This window comes from Bacillus sp. FJAT-22090 (assembly GCF_001278755.1).
Classification (GTDB): domain Bacteria; phylum Bacillota; class Bacilli; order Bacillales_A; family Planococcaceae; genus Psychrobacillus.
In genome coordinates, this window is the sequence record NZ_CP012601.1 from 3,662,804 (window position 1) to 3,679,226 (window position 16,423).

General features: G+C 36.0%; 16 protein-coding genes. 10 read left to right on the forward strand and 6 right to left on the reverse strand.

Annotated features, from left to right (window positions below; all coding sequences use genetic code 11):
• The first annotated feature begins 170 nt into the window (after nucleotides 1-170).
• Nucleotides 171-1,190 (forward strand): hypothetical protein, encoded by a 1,020-nt coding sequence (locus tag AM499_RS18490; protein ID WP_053591580.1) that lies wholly within the window; start codon nucleotides 171-173, stop codon nucleotides 1,188-1,190.
• A gap of 86 nt (nucleotides 1,191-1,276) precedes the next feature.
• The gene (locus AM499_RS18495; RefSeq protein WP_053591581.1) at nucleotides 1,277-1,882 is read left to right on the forward strand and encodes an alpha/beta hydrolase; all 606 of its coding nucleotides are present in this window, start codon (nucleotides 1,277-1,279) and stop codon (nucleotides 1,880-1,882) included.
• Between the two features lie 165 nt (nucleotides 1,883-2,047).
• Here the strand turns inward: AM499_RS18495 and AM499_RS18500 are convergent, their stop codons facing one another.
• Entirely contained in the window at nucleotides 2,048-4,171 is a 2,124-nt protein-coding gene (locus AM499_RS18500) for an MMPL family transporter (RefSeq protein WP_053591582.1), read from the reverse strand.
• Between the two features lie 105 nt (nucleotides 4,172-4,276).
• Between AM499_RS18500 and AM499_RS18505 the strand changes: the two genes are divergently transcribed.
• Nucleotides 4,277-4,909: a pentapeptide repeat-containing protein gene (locus tag AM499_RS18505; RefSeq protein ID WP_053591583.1), complete on the forward strand. Its 633-nt coding sequence runs from the start codon at nucleotides 4,277-4,279 to the stop codon at nucleotides 4,907-4,909.
• A 35-nt stretch (nucleotides 4,910-4,944) separates the two neighbouring features.
• Here the strand turns inward: AM499_RS18505 and AM499_RS18510 are convergent, their stop codons facing one another.
• Nucleotides 4,945-5,943 (reverse strand): inorganic phosphate transporter, encoded by a 999-nt coding sequence (locus AM499_RS18510; protein ID WP_053591584.1) that lies wholly within the window; start codon nucleotides 5,941-5,943, stop codon nucleotides 4,945-4,947.
• A gap of 12 nt (nucleotides 5,944-5,955) precedes the next feature.
• A complete protein-coding gene (locus tag AM499_RS18515; protein WP_053591585.1) occupies nucleotides 5,956-6,576 on the reverse strand; it encodes a DUF47 domain-containing protein in 621 nt (206 codons plus the stop codon).
• A gap of 312 nt (nucleotides 6,577-6,888) precedes the next feature.
• Between AM499_RS18515 and AM499_RS18520 the strand changes: the two genes are divergently transcribed.
• The 5 genes from AM499_RS18520 (at nucleotide 6,889) to AM499_RS18540 (ending at nucleotide 12,301) form a co-directional block, all read left to right on the forward strand.
• Nucleotides 6,889-7,407: an NfeD family membrane protein gene (locus tag AM499_RS18520; RefSeq protein ID WP_371256545.1), complete on the forward strand. Its 519-nt coding sequence runs from the start codon at nucleotides 6,889-6,891 to the stop codon at nucleotides 7,405-7,407.
• A 20-nt stretch (nucleotides 7,408-7,427) separates the two neighbouring features.
• On the forward strand, nucleotides 7,428-8,972 hold the full coding sequence (locus AM499_RS18525; protein WP_053592284.1) for a flotillin lipid rafts scaffold protein FloT: 1,545 nt from the start codon (nucleotides 7,428-7,430) through the stop codon (nucleotides 8,970-8,972).
• A 440-nt stretch (nucleotides 8,973-9,412) separates the two neighbouring features.
• Nucleotides 9,413-10,348 carry an HD domain-containing phosphohydrolase gene (locus AM499_RS18530; RefSeq protein WP_053591586.1) on the forward strand — a complete coding sequence of 312 codons (936 nt, stop codon included), beginning with the start codon at nucleotides 9,413-9,415 and terminating at the stop codon, nucleotides 10,346-10,348.
• A gap of 16 nt (nucleotides 10,349-10,364) precedes the next feature.
• Nucleotides 10,365-11,741: a class II fumarate hydratase gene (gene fumC, locus AM499_RS18535; protein ID WP_053591587.1), complete on the forward strand. Its 1,377-nt coding sequence runs from the start codon at nucleotides 10,365-10,367 to the stop codon at nucleotides 11,739-11,741.
• A 68-nt stretch (nucleotides 11,742-11,809) separates the two neighbouring features.
• Complete coding sequence (locus tag AM499_RS18540; RefSeq protein ID WP_053591588.1) at nucleotides 11,810-12,301, forward strand: PCYCGC motif-containing (lipo)protein; 492 nt, start codon at nucleotides 11,810-11,812, stop codon at nucleotides 12,299-12,301.
• 200 nt (nucleotides 12,302-12,501) lie between these two features.
• On the opposite strand, the gene AM499_RS18545 is transcribed toward AM499_RS18540, so the two are convergent.
• Both AM499_RS18545 and AM499_RS18550 read right to left on the reverse strand, forming a co-directional pair.
• Nucleotides 12,502-13,374: an anti-sigma-V factor RsiV gene (locus AM499_RS18545; protein WP_053591589.1), complete on the reverse strand. Its 873-nt coding sequence runs from the start codon at nucleotides 13,372-13,374 to the stop codon at nucleotides 12,502-12,504.
• Complete coding sequence (locus tag AM499_RS18550; RefSeq protein ID WP_053591590.1) at nucleotides 13,371-13,868, reverse strand: RNA polymerase sigma factor SigV; 498 nt, start codon at nucleotides 13,866-13,868, stop codon at nucleotides 13,371-13,373. Before AM499_RS18550 ends, AM499_RS18545 begins: the two co-directional genes overlap by 4 nt.
• 236 nt (nucleotides 13,869-14,104) lie before the next feature.
• Between AM499_RS18550 and AM499_RS18555 the strand changes: the two genes are divergently transcribed.
• Together AM499_RS18555 and AM499_RS18560 are read left to right on the forward strand one after the other, a co-directional pair.
• Nucleotides 14,105-14,803 (forward strand): ABC transporter ATP-binding protein, encoded by a 699-nt coding sequence (locus AM499_RS18555; RefSeq protein ID WP_053591591.1) that lies wholly within the window; start codon nucleotides 14,105-14,107, stop codon nucleotides 14,801-14,803.
• A complete protein-coding gene (locus AM499_RS18560; protein ID WP_053591592.1) occupies nucleotides 14,793-16,094 on the forward strand; it encodes an ABC transporter permease in 1,302 nt (433 codons plus the stop codon). Before AM499_RS18555 ends, AM499_RS18560 begins: the two co-directional genes overlap by 11 nt.
• A gap of 33 nt (nucleotides 16,095-16,127) precedes the next feature.
• Here AM499_RS18560 and AM499_RS18565 read toward each other — a convergent pair whose 3' ends face one another.
• Complete coding sequence (locus AM499_RS18565) at nucleotides 16,128-16,391, reverse strand: hypothetical protein (protein WP_053591593.1); 264 nt, start codon at nucleotides 16,389-16,391, stop codon at nucleotides 16,128-16,130.
• Nucleotides 16,392-16,423: the final 32 nt, after the last annotated feature.

Below are 16,423 nucleotides of genomic sequence, written 5' to 3' on the forward strand. Positions count from 1 at the left end.
CCTAGCCATAACTATCAATGGTTAGGCTTTTTATTTTGAACACTAACTAAGAACTTTGTGTCTGTCATAAATTTGTGCTTCTTTTTTGATTGAATTGATGAATTATACTAGTATTTAAAAAAAACAGAAAGTTATAATTAAAGAAAGAACGAAGAAAAGGAGAGATATTTATGGTGTACCGTAAAAACCGTAAGGCTCATTTAGCAATGGCCTTTCTTTTTTTAGTATTAACCTCCAATTTTCTTTTGTATCAAACGGGAGTTCAAGAATTTTTATCGTTACAGGTGACTAGTGGCGTAGCAATTGGCTCTTTAATTGATTTAGCAATCATTGCACCGCTTCTTTTTTATGCTGCTTTTAAAATTACGATTAAACAAACTATTGGTTTAATGGTTGCTGGTTTAGTAATTGCTCGGATTTTTATTCCTTTTGAATTATTTGCACCTTTTGCTGGAATACTGTATACAGGAATTGCTGTAGAAGCTTTACTCGTTCTAGCTGAACTAGGTCTTTTATTTCTAGTTATTTGGAAAGTGCCACAGATTCGAAAACAAATGAAGAACATGAATGAAGACCCTATTTACAGCATGTTGCCTGCCATCGAAAAAGTAGTAACGAAGAATGTTTTTATCCAATTTTTCATGTCCGAAATTTTAATGATGTATTATGCATTTTTCACTTGGAAAAAGAAAGCGCCAAGCCATGCTGGCGTTGTGACAATGCATGAAAAGACGAGTGCTGTAGCCATTAATATAATGCTTATACACGCAATTCTTATTGAAACAATCGGACTGCACTGGTGGTTGCATGAAAAATCACTCATTCTGTCAATTGTTCTCCTACTATTGAATATTTACTCAGTTACTTTTGTTCTCGCTGACATTCAAGTAACTAGACTACATCCAATGGAAATAAAGAACGGGAAATTATATATTACTCAAGGATTTGCATCTCGAATAATTGTTCCACTTTCTAACATTAAAGAAGTGGAATGGGGAGGATCACCACCAAGCAAGAATACCGTGAAATTTATGTATAAAGATTTTGAAGAAGTAGACCCACAAGCGATTGTCTACCTTCACGAAGCTGTTCAAGCTACGATGTTTTTGGGAATGAAAAAGAGTGTAACAGAGTTTGCTATACGAGTGGATGAACCGGAAAAGTTGAAGTATCTGTTGCAAGACATTTAACTGTGAAAACATCCTTTTGTTTGACCTATATAATGAATCAAGTTATAATTATCTCAAATTCAAGATAAATAAAAGGAGTTTTATACATGAAGCATGTTTTTTATAAAGGTGAAGATTCTACTAGACCAACATTATTGCTTTTACACGGTACAGGTGGGAATGAGCATGACTTAGTAGGCTTGGGGAAAGAAGTAGACGGTGAAGCAAATATATTAAGTGTTCGCGGTAACGTATTAGAAAACGGGATGCCACGTTTCTTTAAACGTCTGGCTGAAGGTGTTTTTGATCTGGAGGACTTGAAGCTCCGTACAGAAGAATTGAAAAACTTTATCGATGAAGCAGCAGAAAATTATGAGTTTGATCGTAATAATGTAGTCGCTATTGGTTATTCCAACGGGGCAAATATAGCGGGAAATCTTTTATTTGAATATGAGAATGTCTTAAAAGGAGCCATTCTACATCATCCAATGGTTCCAAGACGTGGTGTAGAATTACCTTCACTTACAGGTGCCCCAATTTTTATTGGAGCAGGAAAAAATGATTTCATGTGTCCTGCTACTGAATCCGAGGAATTACGTGATTTGTTACAAAATGCAGGAGCAGAAGTAGAACTATATTGGCATTCCTATGGTCATCAATTAACGCAAGATGAAGTGCAAGCAGCAAAAAACTGGTACCAAACTAAATTCTAACAATCGGATGGTTGAGTCGATTAATCGAGTGGCTTCGCAATTTAATCGGATGGCTATCCCGAATAATCGAGTGGTTCCACAAGATATTTGGACGAAAAACGGAGTTAAATAATCGAATCCATGTAAAAAAGGCAAGCAGAAAATCTCATCTGCTTGCCTTTTTTGTTAATGCCACTTACTTGCTTTATATGGACCTTTACTAAAAGGCATCCACCAATTCCATTTTCCAAATAACTTCATTAAGCTTGGTACTAATAGCAAACGAATAATGGAAGCATCTATGGCAACTGCAATGGCAATTCCAACTCCAATTTGTTTAACTGGCATCACATCGGTAAATGCAAATGCACCAGTGATGACAATCATAATAAGTGCAGCCGATGTAATAATTTTACTTGTAGAGGTAAGCCCATCAATCGTAGCTGCAGTGTTATCGAGATTCTTTGCATACTCCTCTTGAATACGAGAAATTAAGAACACTTCATAGTCCATGCTCAACCCAAACACTAAACTAAATACAATGACTGGTATTATTAGTGCAATCGTAGTTTCCTCTATGCCGAAGTGACCATATTGGAAAATGTATACTAAGATCCCGAAAGTAGAAGAGAGTCCGATCACATTCATTATGATTGCTTTCAACGGTATTAATATAGAACGGAATGCAATCATTAGAATAACAAAGGTTGAACCTAGGATTATTGCCAGTAATAACCCTACTTTATCGAATATTTCATCAAATATTTCTTGATTGAATTTTGGGTGTCCACCAAGCATGATGTCCACGCCTACATCTTTTTCAGACCATTCACGAGCCCAATCCTGTGCCTCTGTCGACGATCCGTTTAAGTTAAGAGTGACTGGCATAAGTAATTTATCATCTTGTATAAACGATTCCGTCAAAGGGGTTAGCTGAGCTTTTATTTCAGGAACTTGCATACTCTGTTCCCATTGCTCTACAGTAGGGATTTCACTAGCTGTAAAAATGGTATTAACAGAATCTACATCTTTATCCGCTAACAACTGGTCTTCTAAGTTTTTTATTTCCTCTAAACCTTTTGTATTGTCCCAACCATCTTTTCGTTCGGCAATTATATAGATAGTTGATTGATCACCTAATCCAAACTCATCATCCATCAATTCATATGCTTGACGAGAATCGTACGAAATAGGGAGAGAATCAACCTGTGGAATAGCGAGTTCCATATCTTTTACAGGAATAATACCAATTCCTAAAACAATAAGTGCTACAACAATTAACGTAACTGGTCTCTTCATAACAAATGCAGCAAAATTACGCCATCTCGTAGATGCACCTGGTTTTACTCGTAGAATTGTCCACTTATTTATATGTCCTTTTAGTAAAAGTAAAATGGATGGCAATAAAGTGATAGATGCAAGAACAGCCATGAACACCACAAGCATCCCGCCAAGTGCAATGTTTTGGAAAATATCCACTTTCATCACAAGCATGGCCCCTAATCCAATAAATACGCAGACAGCAGAGAAAATAATTGAACGACCAGCAGTTTGAATAGCAGTGGAAACTGCATTTTGTACAGATTGCTTCAGCAATTCCTCCTTGTATCGATTAATAAGTAATAGAGCGAAGTCGATACTTAACGCTAGCCCAAGCATTGGTATGATATTCATAACAAATATGGACAAGTCCATCGTACTACTGAATAATGTCATTAATCCGAAGGTAGAAACAACCGTAATTACTCCAACAAGAAGAGGTATTACCGCAGCTACTACACCACCAAATGCTAATAAAAGAACAATGATAGCAATTGGTAAACCAATTGTTTCTGCATTTACTAAGTCTTTTTGACTAGCGCTATTAATATCTTCATTAATCGCAGCGCCGCCAGTTAATGTAACGCCCTTTTCACCATCAATTGTTTCACGTAACTTATCTACTACCCCATTAGTATCACTATTAAAATGAAGCATAGCATAAGCCACATGGTCCTTATAAAGAGCAGGATCATCCAAAGGGGATTGAATTGATTCGGCAATATCTAAATCCTCAATATTAGCTAACGTTCTTTCGATTGTTGCATCCGAGGTGTTATCAAACACGACAAATAATGTTTCAGCAGGTAAGTCGAATGTCTCCGTTAGTTCTTCCATAACTTTCTGATGTTCACCATCTGTGTTAAAGCCATCGCCTTCCAATAAACCGGGTAAACGAATAGCCAAAAACCCCAACCCAATAAACAGAATTAACCAAGCAATAAGAATTGCTTTGTAATAACGCATGACTATATTAGATAAAAAACGCATAAATTTCCCCCTAACAAAATATCTAACCCCATTGTACTGTAAAGAAGAGAAAACATACTAATATAATGTTAATATAATAGGAACAATGAAAGGGAGGTTTAGTAAATGAAAATTACTCCACCGAAACTATCTAGCTCGTTAGAAGAACTGGACATCCAAAGTGCACTTCAGGAAGATAATTATGTCTCAAGCGGTATCGTTACAGAATTAAATTTCGAAGAGGAACAAGAGGATAAAATTATATTCGATCAAATCCATTTTCAAAACATTTCGATGGAAGGAGTTCGGTTTCATCAAGTAGAATTTATCGATTGTTTATTTGATAAATGTGATTTGTCCAATGTAGACTTTGGGGACGCTGTATTTCATCGTGTAGAAATTCGAGGCTCCAAGTTAATTGGTGCAAATATCTCACAGAGCAGACTAACAGAAGTAAAAATAGAGGACTCTGTTGCAAATTATGTAAGTTTGAGTTTTTCTAAACTAAAGAAAGTAGCCTTTAAACAAGTCACGTTAAATAGAGCAGATTTCATAGAGGTTGCTTTTGATAAAGTAAAGATTGAGAAATGCGAACTAAACGACGCTAACTTCACGGAAACTTCCATGAAGGACATTGATTTAAGTTCCAATACATATGAGCAATTAACTGTTTCCATTGAGAAGCTTAGAGATTGTACAGTGTCTACTGAACAAGCAATTGGTTTTGCAAAGTCACTAGGATTAAAAATAATAGAATAAAGAAAACCCCTTGTCCTAAGACGAGGGGTTTTCTATTAAAAGAATAAGTTTAGTACTTGGTAGATAAGTCCTGCAACTATCGCAGAGATTGGAAGTGTAATAATCCATGTTAAAACGATTTTTTTAGCTACTCCCCATTTTACACCTTTCACACGTTGTGCAGCTCCAACTCCCATAATAGCAGAAGAAATTACATGTGTTGTAGATACTGGTAAATGAATGGTTGTAGCACCAAATATAATCATAGCAGATGATAAGTCAGCTGCGGCACCGTTGATCGGACGTATCTTCATAATTTTACCGCCAACTGTTTTAATGATTTTATAACCACCAATGGATGTACCTAGACCCATTGCTAATGCAGCAGAAATACGTACCCACATCTGAATATCATCCGTAGTTTGTAATTCTGCAGCAATTAATGCCATCGTAATAATCCCCATTGCTTTTTGCGCATCATTAGTTCCGTGTGTAAAAGATTGAAGTGCAGCTGTACCAATTTGGAATATACGGAATCCTTTGTTTGTCCCATAGAGGCTTCCTTTTTTAAAGATGACTTTAAACAAAGACATCATAAGAAATCCGACTGCAAGTGCAAGGAATGGGGAAAGGATTAATGCTTGAATTATTTTAATGAACCCTGCCCAATTTAAAATGGCAAAGCCGGCAGCAGAAACTGCAGCTCCTGCGATAGATCCAATCAGCGCATGTGAAGAACTGGATGGAATTCCAAAATACCATGTAACCAAGTTCCAAATAATAGCTGAAAGAAGTGCAGCTAATATAATGAGGGAGCCGTTTTGCAGTGCAAAAGGATCCACAATATCTTTTGTAATTGTTTTGGCAACACCTGTAAAAGTGAGGGCACCAACAAAGTTCATAATTGCAGCCATCATAACAGCTACTCTTGGTTTTAAAGCTCTTGTTGAAACGGATGTTGCAATTGCATTAGCAGTATCATGAAATCCATTGATAAAGTCAAAGGCTAAAGCAAAAAATACTACTAGAATCGTAAGAATGAAAATAGTTTCCATTTTAAAGCACTCCTACGCATTTCGCATGATAATTGCTTCAATCGTAGTTGCTACGTTTTGACAATAATCCGCGACTTCTTCTAATTTTTCATATATATCTTTAAATTGTATAATTCGAACTGGATCTTTTTCTTTTAGGAATAATTGTTTAATCGACGAACGAAGTACATCGTCACACTTACGTTCATAATCTTTTATAAGAATAGCATGTTCATGCATTTGAAGTAACTTCTTATTTGCAAGAAGCTCCATAGCTTTTACAATTTCATCCGTACTTTTAACGATATAACCTAAAAACGTACGCATAGAATCATCGATTTCAATTAGCGAGAACATTTCTAGATTAGCAGTGAAATCGTCAATTCCGTCTAAAATATCATCCATTCTAACAGCTAATGACAAAATATCTTCGCGTTCAATAGGAGTCATGAAGGATTTGTTAAGCATCACGATTAAATCGTGTATTAGTTTGTCCCCTGCAGTCTCATAATTTTTTACATGCACACTGATTTCTTTTAAATCAGCAACAGTGTTGATACGGAAGTCGTCAGCGTAATGAGCTGCTTCTTGGACGTTCTGAGCTACCTTAAGTAAAGATGTAAAAAATGGATCTTGTTTTTTTGAACTAATCATAAAAGCCTCCTGGACTTTAGAATTTTTTTTGTCGATTAATCTCAAATATCATAACAAAAAAATTACAAAATCTACACACTTTTTACGTAAAAACTGTGAAATTTACAATGCTGTAACATTGTTCCCTAAAATAAGGGTGATAAAACATATTGAAAACGTTTACATATTTGAATTTACAGTAAATATTGATATTTTCAGAGGAAAAAATTTGTCGATTTAAGCAAAAAGATAAAAAAAACTATTTTTGAAAAAAAGTAAAAATATGAAACTTTCAGAAAGTGTTTCCGTATATATAAGTAGTTGGAAAAAGGGGTGATAAAAATCGAGCAAATCTTTTTATACGGTTTAATCATTGTTGGTCTTGTAACGATTTTATATGTTTTGTTTGCGGATGCGATTGACGGTCTTGATGCCGGAATTTTTAATCCTACTGTTATTTTATCTTTTGTTTTATTTGTATGTGCTTCAGGCTTTATATTATTTAAAATTACAGACTGGAGTAATACGATTATTATCGTAGCTGCACTAATCATTTCTAGTATTTTGTCCTTTTTAATGTATTACTTTATTTTAGTTCCGTTGGCTTCATCAGAAGTATCAACTGCTTATACGGATGAATCACTTCAAGGACAGGTTGGAAAAGTAATTGTTCCTATTCCAAAGGATGGTTTTGGCGAAATTGTTATTGAGACAGTTAATGGATTGATATCCAAAAGGGCAACTGAGTATGACAATGAAGAGATTGACTACGGTAAACAAGTATTAATCATTGATGTAGATGCGGGTACTTTTTTAGTGAAAGAATATGAGCCATTAAAATATAAGGGGTAGGGGGAAATGAAATGTTGGATATGGGACTTTTAATAGTAATTGGGGCTGTTGTATTTGTGATAGTTGTTATCCTAGCAGTTTACATTACAAAATACCGAACAGTTGGACCGGATGAAGCGCTAATCGTAACGGGGAGTTATTTAGGGTCGAAAAATGTACATACAGACGACTCTGGCAATCGCATTAAAATTATTCGTGGTGGAGGTACTTTTGTATTTCCAGTATTTCAACAAGGCCAACCACTAAGCTTATTGTCAAGTAAATTAGAGGTTACAACACCTGAAGTGTACACGGAACAAGGAGTTCCAGTTATGGCAGATGGAACAGCTATTATTAAAATAGGTGGTTCGATTTCGGAAATTGCAACAGCGGCGGAGCAATTTTTAGGGAAATCAAAAGAAGATCGTGAAAACGAAGCGAAGGAAGTATTGGAAGGTCACTTACGTTCTATATTAGGATCGATGACAGTTGAAGAAATTTATAAGAATCGTGACAAGTTTTCGCAGGAAGTACAACGTGTTGCTTCGCAAGACTTGGCTAAGATGGGTCTTATAATTGTTTCATTTACAATTAAGGATGTTCGAGATAAGAACGGATACCTAGACTCTCTAGGTAAACCAAGAATTGCACAGGTGAAAAGAGATGCAGATATTGCTACTGCAGAGGCTGAAAAAGAAACACGTATTAAACGTGCGGAAGCTTCAAAAGATGCACAACGTGCTGAACTAGAGCGAGCTACAGAAATTGCGGAAGCGGAAAAAGAGAACCAACTGAAAGTAGCAGAGTACCGCCGTGAACAAGATATTGCTAAAGCACGTGCGGACCAAGCGTATGAGTTGGAAACTGCTAGATCGAAGCAAGAAGTAACAGAGCAAGAAATGCAAATTCAAATCATAGAACGTCAAAAGCAAATTGAATTGGAAGAGAAAGAGATCCTTCGTCGTGAGAAACAATACGATTCGGAAGTAAAGAAAAAAGCGGATGCCGATCGTTATGCTATTGAACAAAATGCAGCAGCAGCTAAGTCTCGAGAGATAGCGGAAGCAGATGCGGAAAAATACAGAATTGAAGCGAAAGCAAAGGCTGAGGCAGAAAAAGTTCGATTAGATGGTGTTGCTAAAGCAGATTCTCAAAGAGCGCAAGGAGAATCTGAAGCAGATATTATTCGTCTAAAAGGTCTTGCCGAAGCGGAAGCAAAACGTAAAATTGCAGAAGCGTTTGAAATGTACGGGCAAGCTGCAGTTCTAGACATGATTGTACGGATGTTGCCTGAGTACGCAAAGGAAATTGCAAGCCCGCTTTCAAATATTGACAAGATTACAGTGGTCGATACAGGCAGTGGTGAAGGTGGAGGTGCGAACAAAGTTACTTCTTATGCAACCAATTTAATGTCCACTCTTCAGGAAACATTGAAGGCTTCCTCCGGAATTGATGTAAAAGAAATGCTTGAAAATTACGCAGGAAAAGGAAATATTCGTCCGAGCATTGAGCAGCTTACTCATGCTGTAACTGCTAAAAGTGAATCACAGTCGGTAGAAGATTTAGAAGAAGCACTAGTTAAATAAAAAGATGAAGACCGATCGCTTTAATAGTGAGTCGGTCTTTTTTTGTAAAGAAAAGCTCTGTGAAGACGGCCAAGGAGAGACTAATCCGGCGGAGGCTCACGCGAGCTTGCGGAACCGCACACTCAAAGCTGTATGATACTTCCTATATATAAGGTATGCCTCACAAGACTCCATCTGTCCCAAAACTCTCCGTAACGATTTCGAGTTATGTCATTAAAGGGATCGAGTAGTTTTTTTCTATATACGCTTCTTTCATAAATGTTAGTGTAAAAGCTTTTGCTAATTGTTATAATAAATATAAATATTTCGTCAAATTCCAACAAAATAAGACTCTGTTAAAAATAGGCAGAATAATCAGTTTTATATTTTGTGCATGAGTAGTTAAAGATATAATGGAAGAAAAAATAGTTTAAAATGCTGTCAGAACGCATGGAGGCCAAATGATACTTACTAAAGAGCAGATCCTGGATATCAAAACTAAATATTCTTTATCTAAAGTCGTGACAGATAAGACTATCACTACGTATATCGGAAGCGCTAATAACATTTCTTATTCTTTATATACTTTGCTACCGAACAGCACTTCTTGGATTAATTTTTATTCAAAAGAATATAACAATTATGTAGAGCGCTATACCATTGTTGATGGAGAATTAGAAGTTAAACGGAAAGGTGAAAAGGTTATATTACAAGCAGGAGACGTCATCAATGCTAGTATGGAACCGTCCGTTGTAACCTGTTATGCACAGAAAGAAGTAGAGATATTATTGGAAATGACAACTCCTTTTTTTGAGAGAGATTTTACCGAACGAGAAATTTTGCACCGCGATGCGAGAAGGATACAAGAAGTAGATGGATATACATATCATCATTGTGCAAGAATAAGAGATTATTCCATTGAACTATGGAAGCGTATAAAACCTGGTGAAAGTATTAAGGTCATAAGTACAGGATCGTATTTTCATGACATAGGAAAGCTAGCAGTTCCAATTGAAATATTAAATAAGTCTGGGAAGCTTACAGATGATGAATGGAAAATCATTAAAATGCATACAACGTTAGGTGCAGAAATGATGAGAAATCATGAAATTGAGCGATTACGTCAAGCCGCTTTTATTGTAGAGGAGCATCATGAAAGGTATGATGGAAAGGGATATCCCTTTGGGTTAATCGGCGAAGAAATTTCCTTAGAAGCTTCAATTGTTGCGGTAGTTGACGCTTTTGATGCAATGACAACAAATCGTGTATACAGAGGTGCGATGACATTCGAAGAAGCGATAAAAGAAATTAAAAATGGTAGAGGCACCCAATTTAACCCATTAGTAGTAGATGAATTTCTAAAAATGTTAAAAGAAAAGAATTATGAATGGACTTAAAAAGGAGAGAAGAAAAATGACTTATCGTATTGAGCATGACTCTATGGGAGAGATAAAAGTTCCGCAAGAAAGTCTTTGGGGAGCTCAAACACAAAGATCGAAAGAAAACTTTAAAATCGGTACAGAAAAAATGCCGATTGGTGTAGTACACGGCCTTGCCCTATTAAAAAAATCTGCAGCAATTGTTAGTCATTCTCTTGGGAATTTATCTGAAGCCAAAAAAGATGCCATTTCCGTAGCTGCCGATGAAATTCTTGCTGGCAAACTAGATCATCACTTTCCATTAGTTGTTTGGCAAACTGGTAGTGGTACACAATCTAATATGAATGTAAATGAAGTAATAGCTCATCGAGGTAATCAAATCCTTGAAGAAAAAGGTAGCGAAGAGCGTCTTCATCCAAACGATGATGTTAATAAATCTCAGAGCTCTAACGATACGTTTCCAACAGCACTTCATATTGCAGGAGTTCTAGCGGTTGAAAAACAACTTTTGCCTGCTATTGAGGTCTTAAAAGAAACGCTTGGAAAAAAATCAGAACAATTCATGGATATCGTGAAAATTGGTCGTACTCATTTACAAGATGCAACTCCACTTTCTCTTGGACAAGAGTTTAGTGGTTGGCACAGAATGTTAGAGAAATCAGCAAAAATGATTACACAGGCAGTTCAAGACATGAAGGAACTTGCAATCGGTGGTACTGCTGTAGGAACAGGGCTAAATGCACCGAAGGGATTTGGTGATTTAGTTGCTTCGGAAATATCTAAAGAACTAGGTATTGAATTCACTTCGGCTAAAAACAAATTCCATTCCTTAACTAGCTATGATGATGTTGTATATGTGCACGGAGCAGTTAAAGCACTTGCTGCTGACTTGATGAAAATTGCAAATGACATTCGCTTGCTTGCAAGTGGTCCACGCTCCGGAATTGGAGAAATTACTATTCCAGAAAATGAACCAGGAAGCTCTATTATGCCTGGAAAAGTAAACCCAACACAAAGTGAAGCGATGACAATGGTTGTTGCTCAAGTGATGGGGAATGACACGACAATTTCTTTTGCAGCTAGCCAAGGGAATTATCAATTGAATGTATTTAAGCCAGTAATTATTCACAATTTCCTTCAGTCTACTCGTTTACTAAGTGATGCAATCATTAGCTTTAACAACAATTGCGCGGTGGGAATCGAACCAAACCTGGAAACAATTAAACATCATGTGAACAATTCATTAATGCTTGTAACTGCTTTAAATCCTTACATTGGATATGAAAATGCAGCGAAAATAGCAAAGCATGCACATAAAAATGGAACGACATTAAAAGAAGCTGCAATTGAATTAGATTTATTGACTTCTGAAAAATTCGATGAAATTGTACGTCCCGAAAAAATGATTTAACCAAAAATCATTGGTGGATGCAAATCTTCTTAAGGTGAAATTTGAATATAAAGAGGTTATCTATCAGAATGAAAAAGATATTGTTTATACTACTAAGTTCAATATTAGTGCTTTCTGCGTGTGGTCAGAAAGAGACGGAAGTAGGCCATGAAAAACATGCTGAGCATATTGCTCATTCAGAAAATGGCGATATACAAGAAACAACTGCATCAGCTGAAATTTTACCAACATTTTTAGACAGTCAATCGGAGGATATGAAGCTTGTGTACCAAGCAGCGGCAAAAGCAAATGATATCCTAAAATGGATGCCTTGCTATTGTGGATGTGGTGACAGTGCTGGTCACATGAGTAACTTTAACTGCTTCGTACAGGAGATTAAAGAAAATGGAGAAGTAGTATGGGATGACCATGGTACACGTTGTGCAGCATGTTTAGAAATTGCAGTTATGTCGATTAATATGACACAAGAGGGTAAGTCACTTGTAGAAATTCGAAATGCAATCGATGAAGCTTATAAAGAAGGCTATGCAACACCAACAGATACACCGATGCCATCATAAAAAAACAGCCCGTTTTCACTAATTTAGTGAGAATGGGCTGTTTTCTTTTAAGAAGAAGATTCCTCCGTAACTTGTAAATTTTGTACCAGAGAGCTATTTACATTACAGACACTTCCTGTTGAAACATAAACTCCTATAGAAGGAAGGTTGCATATTGTTATGGAAAAGTGACTGCTCGGTTTTGAAAAACTGCAGAGCCCTCATTTTATATATACATTACTCACTAATGATTCTTGTATGACATCCGTTGGAATTCCAAATGTTACGAGACCCATTGAACCCGGTGCTACTTCATATTTATCGAAAGAAATGGTCAGTTTATTGTCTGCTGTAATAGAGAACGTTTGATCCGGGCGAATTGCTTCAAAACCTATTTCCTCTTCGCTCGCAATCCAATATACAATACTTTCATCCGATTCCATTTGTCTTATCATTTCTTCTTTGATATAGGAGGAAATTACTTCTATATATGCATCATCTTTAAACAAGCTCGGTAACGTAATAAGAACTTCATTTTTCTTATCTATTGTATCTGTTCTTAGCGTAGTAGATGAGGAACCTACAAGGTTCACTTCATAACGACTTATCGATAGAATTTCCTCTGTATCGGTGACCACTTCATACGTAGATGCTACACCAAGATGGCCCCCGCCAGCTTCTTTTAATGCTTCCATTTCAATTAGGAAGCTTTCGTAAAGTGCTTCGTTTTCAGCAATATATTTTTCATTTAAAATATTTTCTAATTCTTCATTTTCTAGTCCAGTGACGTTAGGAGTTTTTATATCAGCGTTGTATGTGTCCTCAGATACTTGAATTTCTTGTACTGTCACTACTTGAACAATAGAACCTAGCAAAGGTACAGATGATAGCGTTTGGGCCAATGCGGGACTTACATTTACACTTGCCACAAAGATAGCGGCCGCTGCTACCATTCCGATGCCCCATTTTTTAAATGGCATACTTTTTTTCCTCTTTCCTTTTGACTCACGAATGGTGTCCTTTACAACATGTTTTAGCTCAGTTGGTATTTCAATATTATCGTATCGTTTTTTAGAATCATGTAACTTACTCATGCATGCACCTTCTCTTCCATATTTGTTCGTAATTTTCGCAAGGCAGCATATAATCTCGTCTTAACAGTATTAGTGTTTTCTCCTAGCATGGTGGCAATATCCTCGATTTTCATATCTTCAAAGAATCGAAGAATAATTATGGTTTTATGCTGCGCCGATAAATGGTCTATTGCTTCATACAAATCAATATCTCGAATTTCGTCCTCTTGAATTGGTAGGTGAAAGTCTAACACATCATCCTCAACTAAGGTGATTCTTTTATTTTTGTGAATATAATCAATCGAGGTATTGATTAAAATTCTATAAAACCACGTTTTTAAATAATGAATATGGTCTAAGGAATCAATGGATCGTAGGGACTTCATAATACTTTCCTGTATTATATCTAATGCAGATTCCTTACTTTTAACATAGCTAAAAGCAAGACGATAATGCGCATGTTGATTTTCAATAATATAGTTTTCAACTAGCTGAAACTTTTCTTTTTTTGTCATGACATCTTTGTACTCCTTTTTCATTTCAGTAACATAATTATGTAACAAAAATTAGACGGAGGACTGGAGTGGAAAGTTTGCCTTATATAAAGAATATTTTCCCCAGCAACAATCCTTCAAATGTAAATATGAATGGCGATGTCCCTTTTTCTTAAGAAATTCTTCATATTTATCCTTCTAAAATGTTAAGAAACAATCGATATACTATGTTCATAGTAAACGGAAGGAGAAATAAAATGATACAAGTACAGGATGTAAATCATACATTTTTAATCGGGAAAAAAGGAAAGGAAAAGAAAGTGCCTGTTTTAAAAGGGCTATCTTTTGAAGTGGAGCAAGGAGAGATTGTTGCGATAGTTGGAAAAAGCGGCTCAGGTAAGTCTACTTTGCTTCACACAATAGCAGGTTTTATGAGTCCAGAACAAGGATCCATTACTGTGAATGGTAAGGAAACTGCTTATTTAAATGAAGCAGAAAGAGCACAGTTCCGATTAAATAATTTTGGATTCATCTTTCAAAATTTTCAATTGATGCCGGGACTAACAGCGTCAGAAAATATAGAGCTTCCGCTTAAATTAAAGGGAGTATCTTCTAAAAAAAGAAAAGCTAATGTAAAACAATTGCTACAAAAAGTTGGACTACAAGAAGTAGCAGATCATTATCCAAATGAATTATCAGGGGGGCAGCAACAGCGTGTAAGTATTGCACGTGCGCTCATAACTAATCCACCGATTATCTTTGCAGATGAACCTACTGGTAGCTTAGACTCGGAAACAGAGCAAGACATTTTATTGCTTATACAGGATCTTAATCAAGGATTAGGTGTAACGTTTGTCATTATTACCCATGATGAAGAGGTTGCAAGTATTGCACATCGTAAATTTAAAATGCATGACGGGGAACTAGTAAAAGGAGGTGCTCCATATGTTGTTTAAAGACCAAGTTGATTTTGTACGTCAACATATTAAGAAGAATAAACTGAGAGTATTTATGACGGTTCTAGCTGCCACAATGGGATGTGCATTTTTAATCGTGCTTGCCTCCATCGGGTTCGGAATTCAAGATACAATGCGGAAAGAAATATTACAAGATCAAGCGATTACAGAAGTAGAAGTGTATCCAAATGGTGACGAGGAACTGGATATTTCACAAATAAGATCTATTGAGCATATAGATGCAATCGTACAAAGGTTAAATTTAAATGCTATGGCTAATTCTCAAATAGAGGATCGTAGCCTTCAAGGAAATGTAATTCTTACAAACTTTGACGAGGAACAAAAATCAAATCTACAATTATCAGAAGGAAGAATGCCAGAAAAGGATAATGAAATAATAGTTGGCTATCAGTTTGCGGAAAGTTTGTTAACAGATGCAGAACGTAAAGAAATGGAACAAAATGCAGAAGAAAATGCAGAACAAATCGGAGGATACAAGGACTCTTTAATCGGAAAAACAATTTCTTTATCACTTCAGTCTTATGAAACTGAGGAAGCTTTTCAGGAGAAATGGAATTTTACAATTGTTGGAGTTACAGAAAATCCAGCAAGAGATTGGATTATAGATACAAATGTGTTGGTTAACGAATCTTGGAAGGACAAGTTTAAAGAAGTAATTGTTGCGAATTCAGAAATAGAAGTAGTAGAAGAAGATTTATTTTATGCACAAACGAAAGTATTTACCTCTAGTTTAGAGCATGTAAAATCAGTTACAGAAGATCTAAAGGAAAAAGGCTATAATGTCTATTCGGTCTCTGAACAGTTGGAACAAATAGATGTTTTTTTCATGGCATTTAAAATTGGCCTTATATTTGTAGGCACAATTGCAGTATTGATTTCATCCATTGGAATCTTTAACACAATGACTATGGCTGTAACTGAAAGAACTCGAGAAATAGGAGTCATGAAGGCGATAGGGGCAAGTCCCAAGCTTATTCAACGGTTATTCTTAATGGAAAGTGCTTGGATTGGTATTATTGGAACAGTTTTAGCTGTGATCATTTCATATGCAGTGAGTTTACTGGCAAATTTGGTATTGCCAATGGTAGTAGGAGCAGCGTTAGGGGATGAAGATATTCAAAATCTATCCATTACTTTTTCGTTGATTCCATGGCAGCTTGTTGTTATTGCATCGATCATTAGCATAGGGGTTGCAATGATTTCTGGTTGGAGACCCGCACGAAAGGCAACGAATATTGATGTAATCCATGCTTTAAGACAGGAATTATAAAAGAAAGGTCGTCCTTGATGGGGACGACCTTATTTATTGTGCGATTGTAAAATAAGCAATGAATAGAACAAATACAACGAGTGCATTTATTAAATTGTATTTTGAACGAGAAATTTTTTTATCGAATCGATCAGATTTGTTAATGAATTTAACTCCTAAGTAAGTAATGATAATTGCTAAAACCAAAGCGAGAATTGGTGGCATTGGATATACATGTACATCGACAAAATGAACGATAATGATTGCAATTGCCATGGCAATACCGTAAGCAACTTTCTTTAAGGTTGGTTCTTTCACTGATTCTGCTCCATTTCTTTTAAAAATAACTT

Excerpts from the sequence above, each read along its gene's own strand:
- AM499_RS18560 (WP_053591592.1), top strand. The coding sequence starts at position 14,793 with ATGTTGTTTAAAGACCAAGTTGATTTTGTACGTCAACATATTAAGAAG.
- AM499_RS18550 (WP_053591590.1), bottom strand. The coding sequence starts at position 13,868 with ATGACAAAAAAAGAAAAGTTTCAGCTAGTTGAAAACTATATTATTGAA.
- AM499_RS18500 (WP_053591582.1), bottom strand. The coding sequence starts at position 4,171 with ATGCGTTTTTTATCTAATATAGTCATGCGTTATTACAAAGCAATTCTT.
- AM499_RS18540 (WP_053591588.1), top strand. The coding sequence starts at position 11,810 with ATGAAAAAGATATTGTTTATACTACTAAGTTCAATATTAGTGCTTTCT.
- AM499_RS18530 (WP_053591586.1), top strand. The coding sequence starts at position 9,413 with ATGATACTTACTAAAGAGCAGATCCTGGATATCAAAACTAAATATTCT.
- AM499_RS18495 (WP_053591581.1), top strand. The coding sequence starts at position 1,277 with ATGAAGCATGTTTTTTATAAAGGTGAAGATTCTACTAGACCAACATTA.
- AM499_RS18490 (WP_053591580.1), top strand. The coding sequence starts at position 171 with ATGGTGTACCGTAAAAACCGTAAGGCTCATTTAGCAATGGCCTTTCTT.
- fumC (WP_053591587.1), top strand. The coding sequence starts at position 10,365 with ATGACTTATCGTATTGAGCATGACTCTATGGGAGAGATAAAAGTTCCG.
- AM499_RS18555 (WP_053591591.1), top strand. The coding sequence starts at position 14,105 with ATGATACAAGTACAGGATGTAAATCATACATTTTTAATCGGGAAAAAA.
- AM499_RS18510 (WP_053591584.1), bottom strand. The coding sequence starts at position 5,943 with ATGGAAACTATTTTCATTCTTACGATTCTAGTAGTATTTTTTGCTTTA.
- AM499_RS18515 (WP_053591585.1), bottom strand. The coding sequence starts at position 6,576 with ATGATTAGTTCAAAAAAACAAGATCCATTTTTTACATCTTTACTTAAG.
- AM499_RS18505 (WP_053591583.1), top strand. The coding sequence starts at position 4,277 with ATGAAAATTACTCCACCGAAACTATCTAGCTCGTTAGAAGAACTGGAC.
- AM499_RS18545 (WP_053591589.1), bottom strand. The coding sequence starts at position 13,374 with ATGAGTAAGTTACATGATTCTAAAAAACGATACGATAATATTGAAATA.
- AM499_RS18525 (WP_053592284.1), top strand. The coding sequence starts at position 7,428 with ATGGGACTTTTAATAGTAATTGGGGCTGTTGTATTTGTGATAGTTGTT.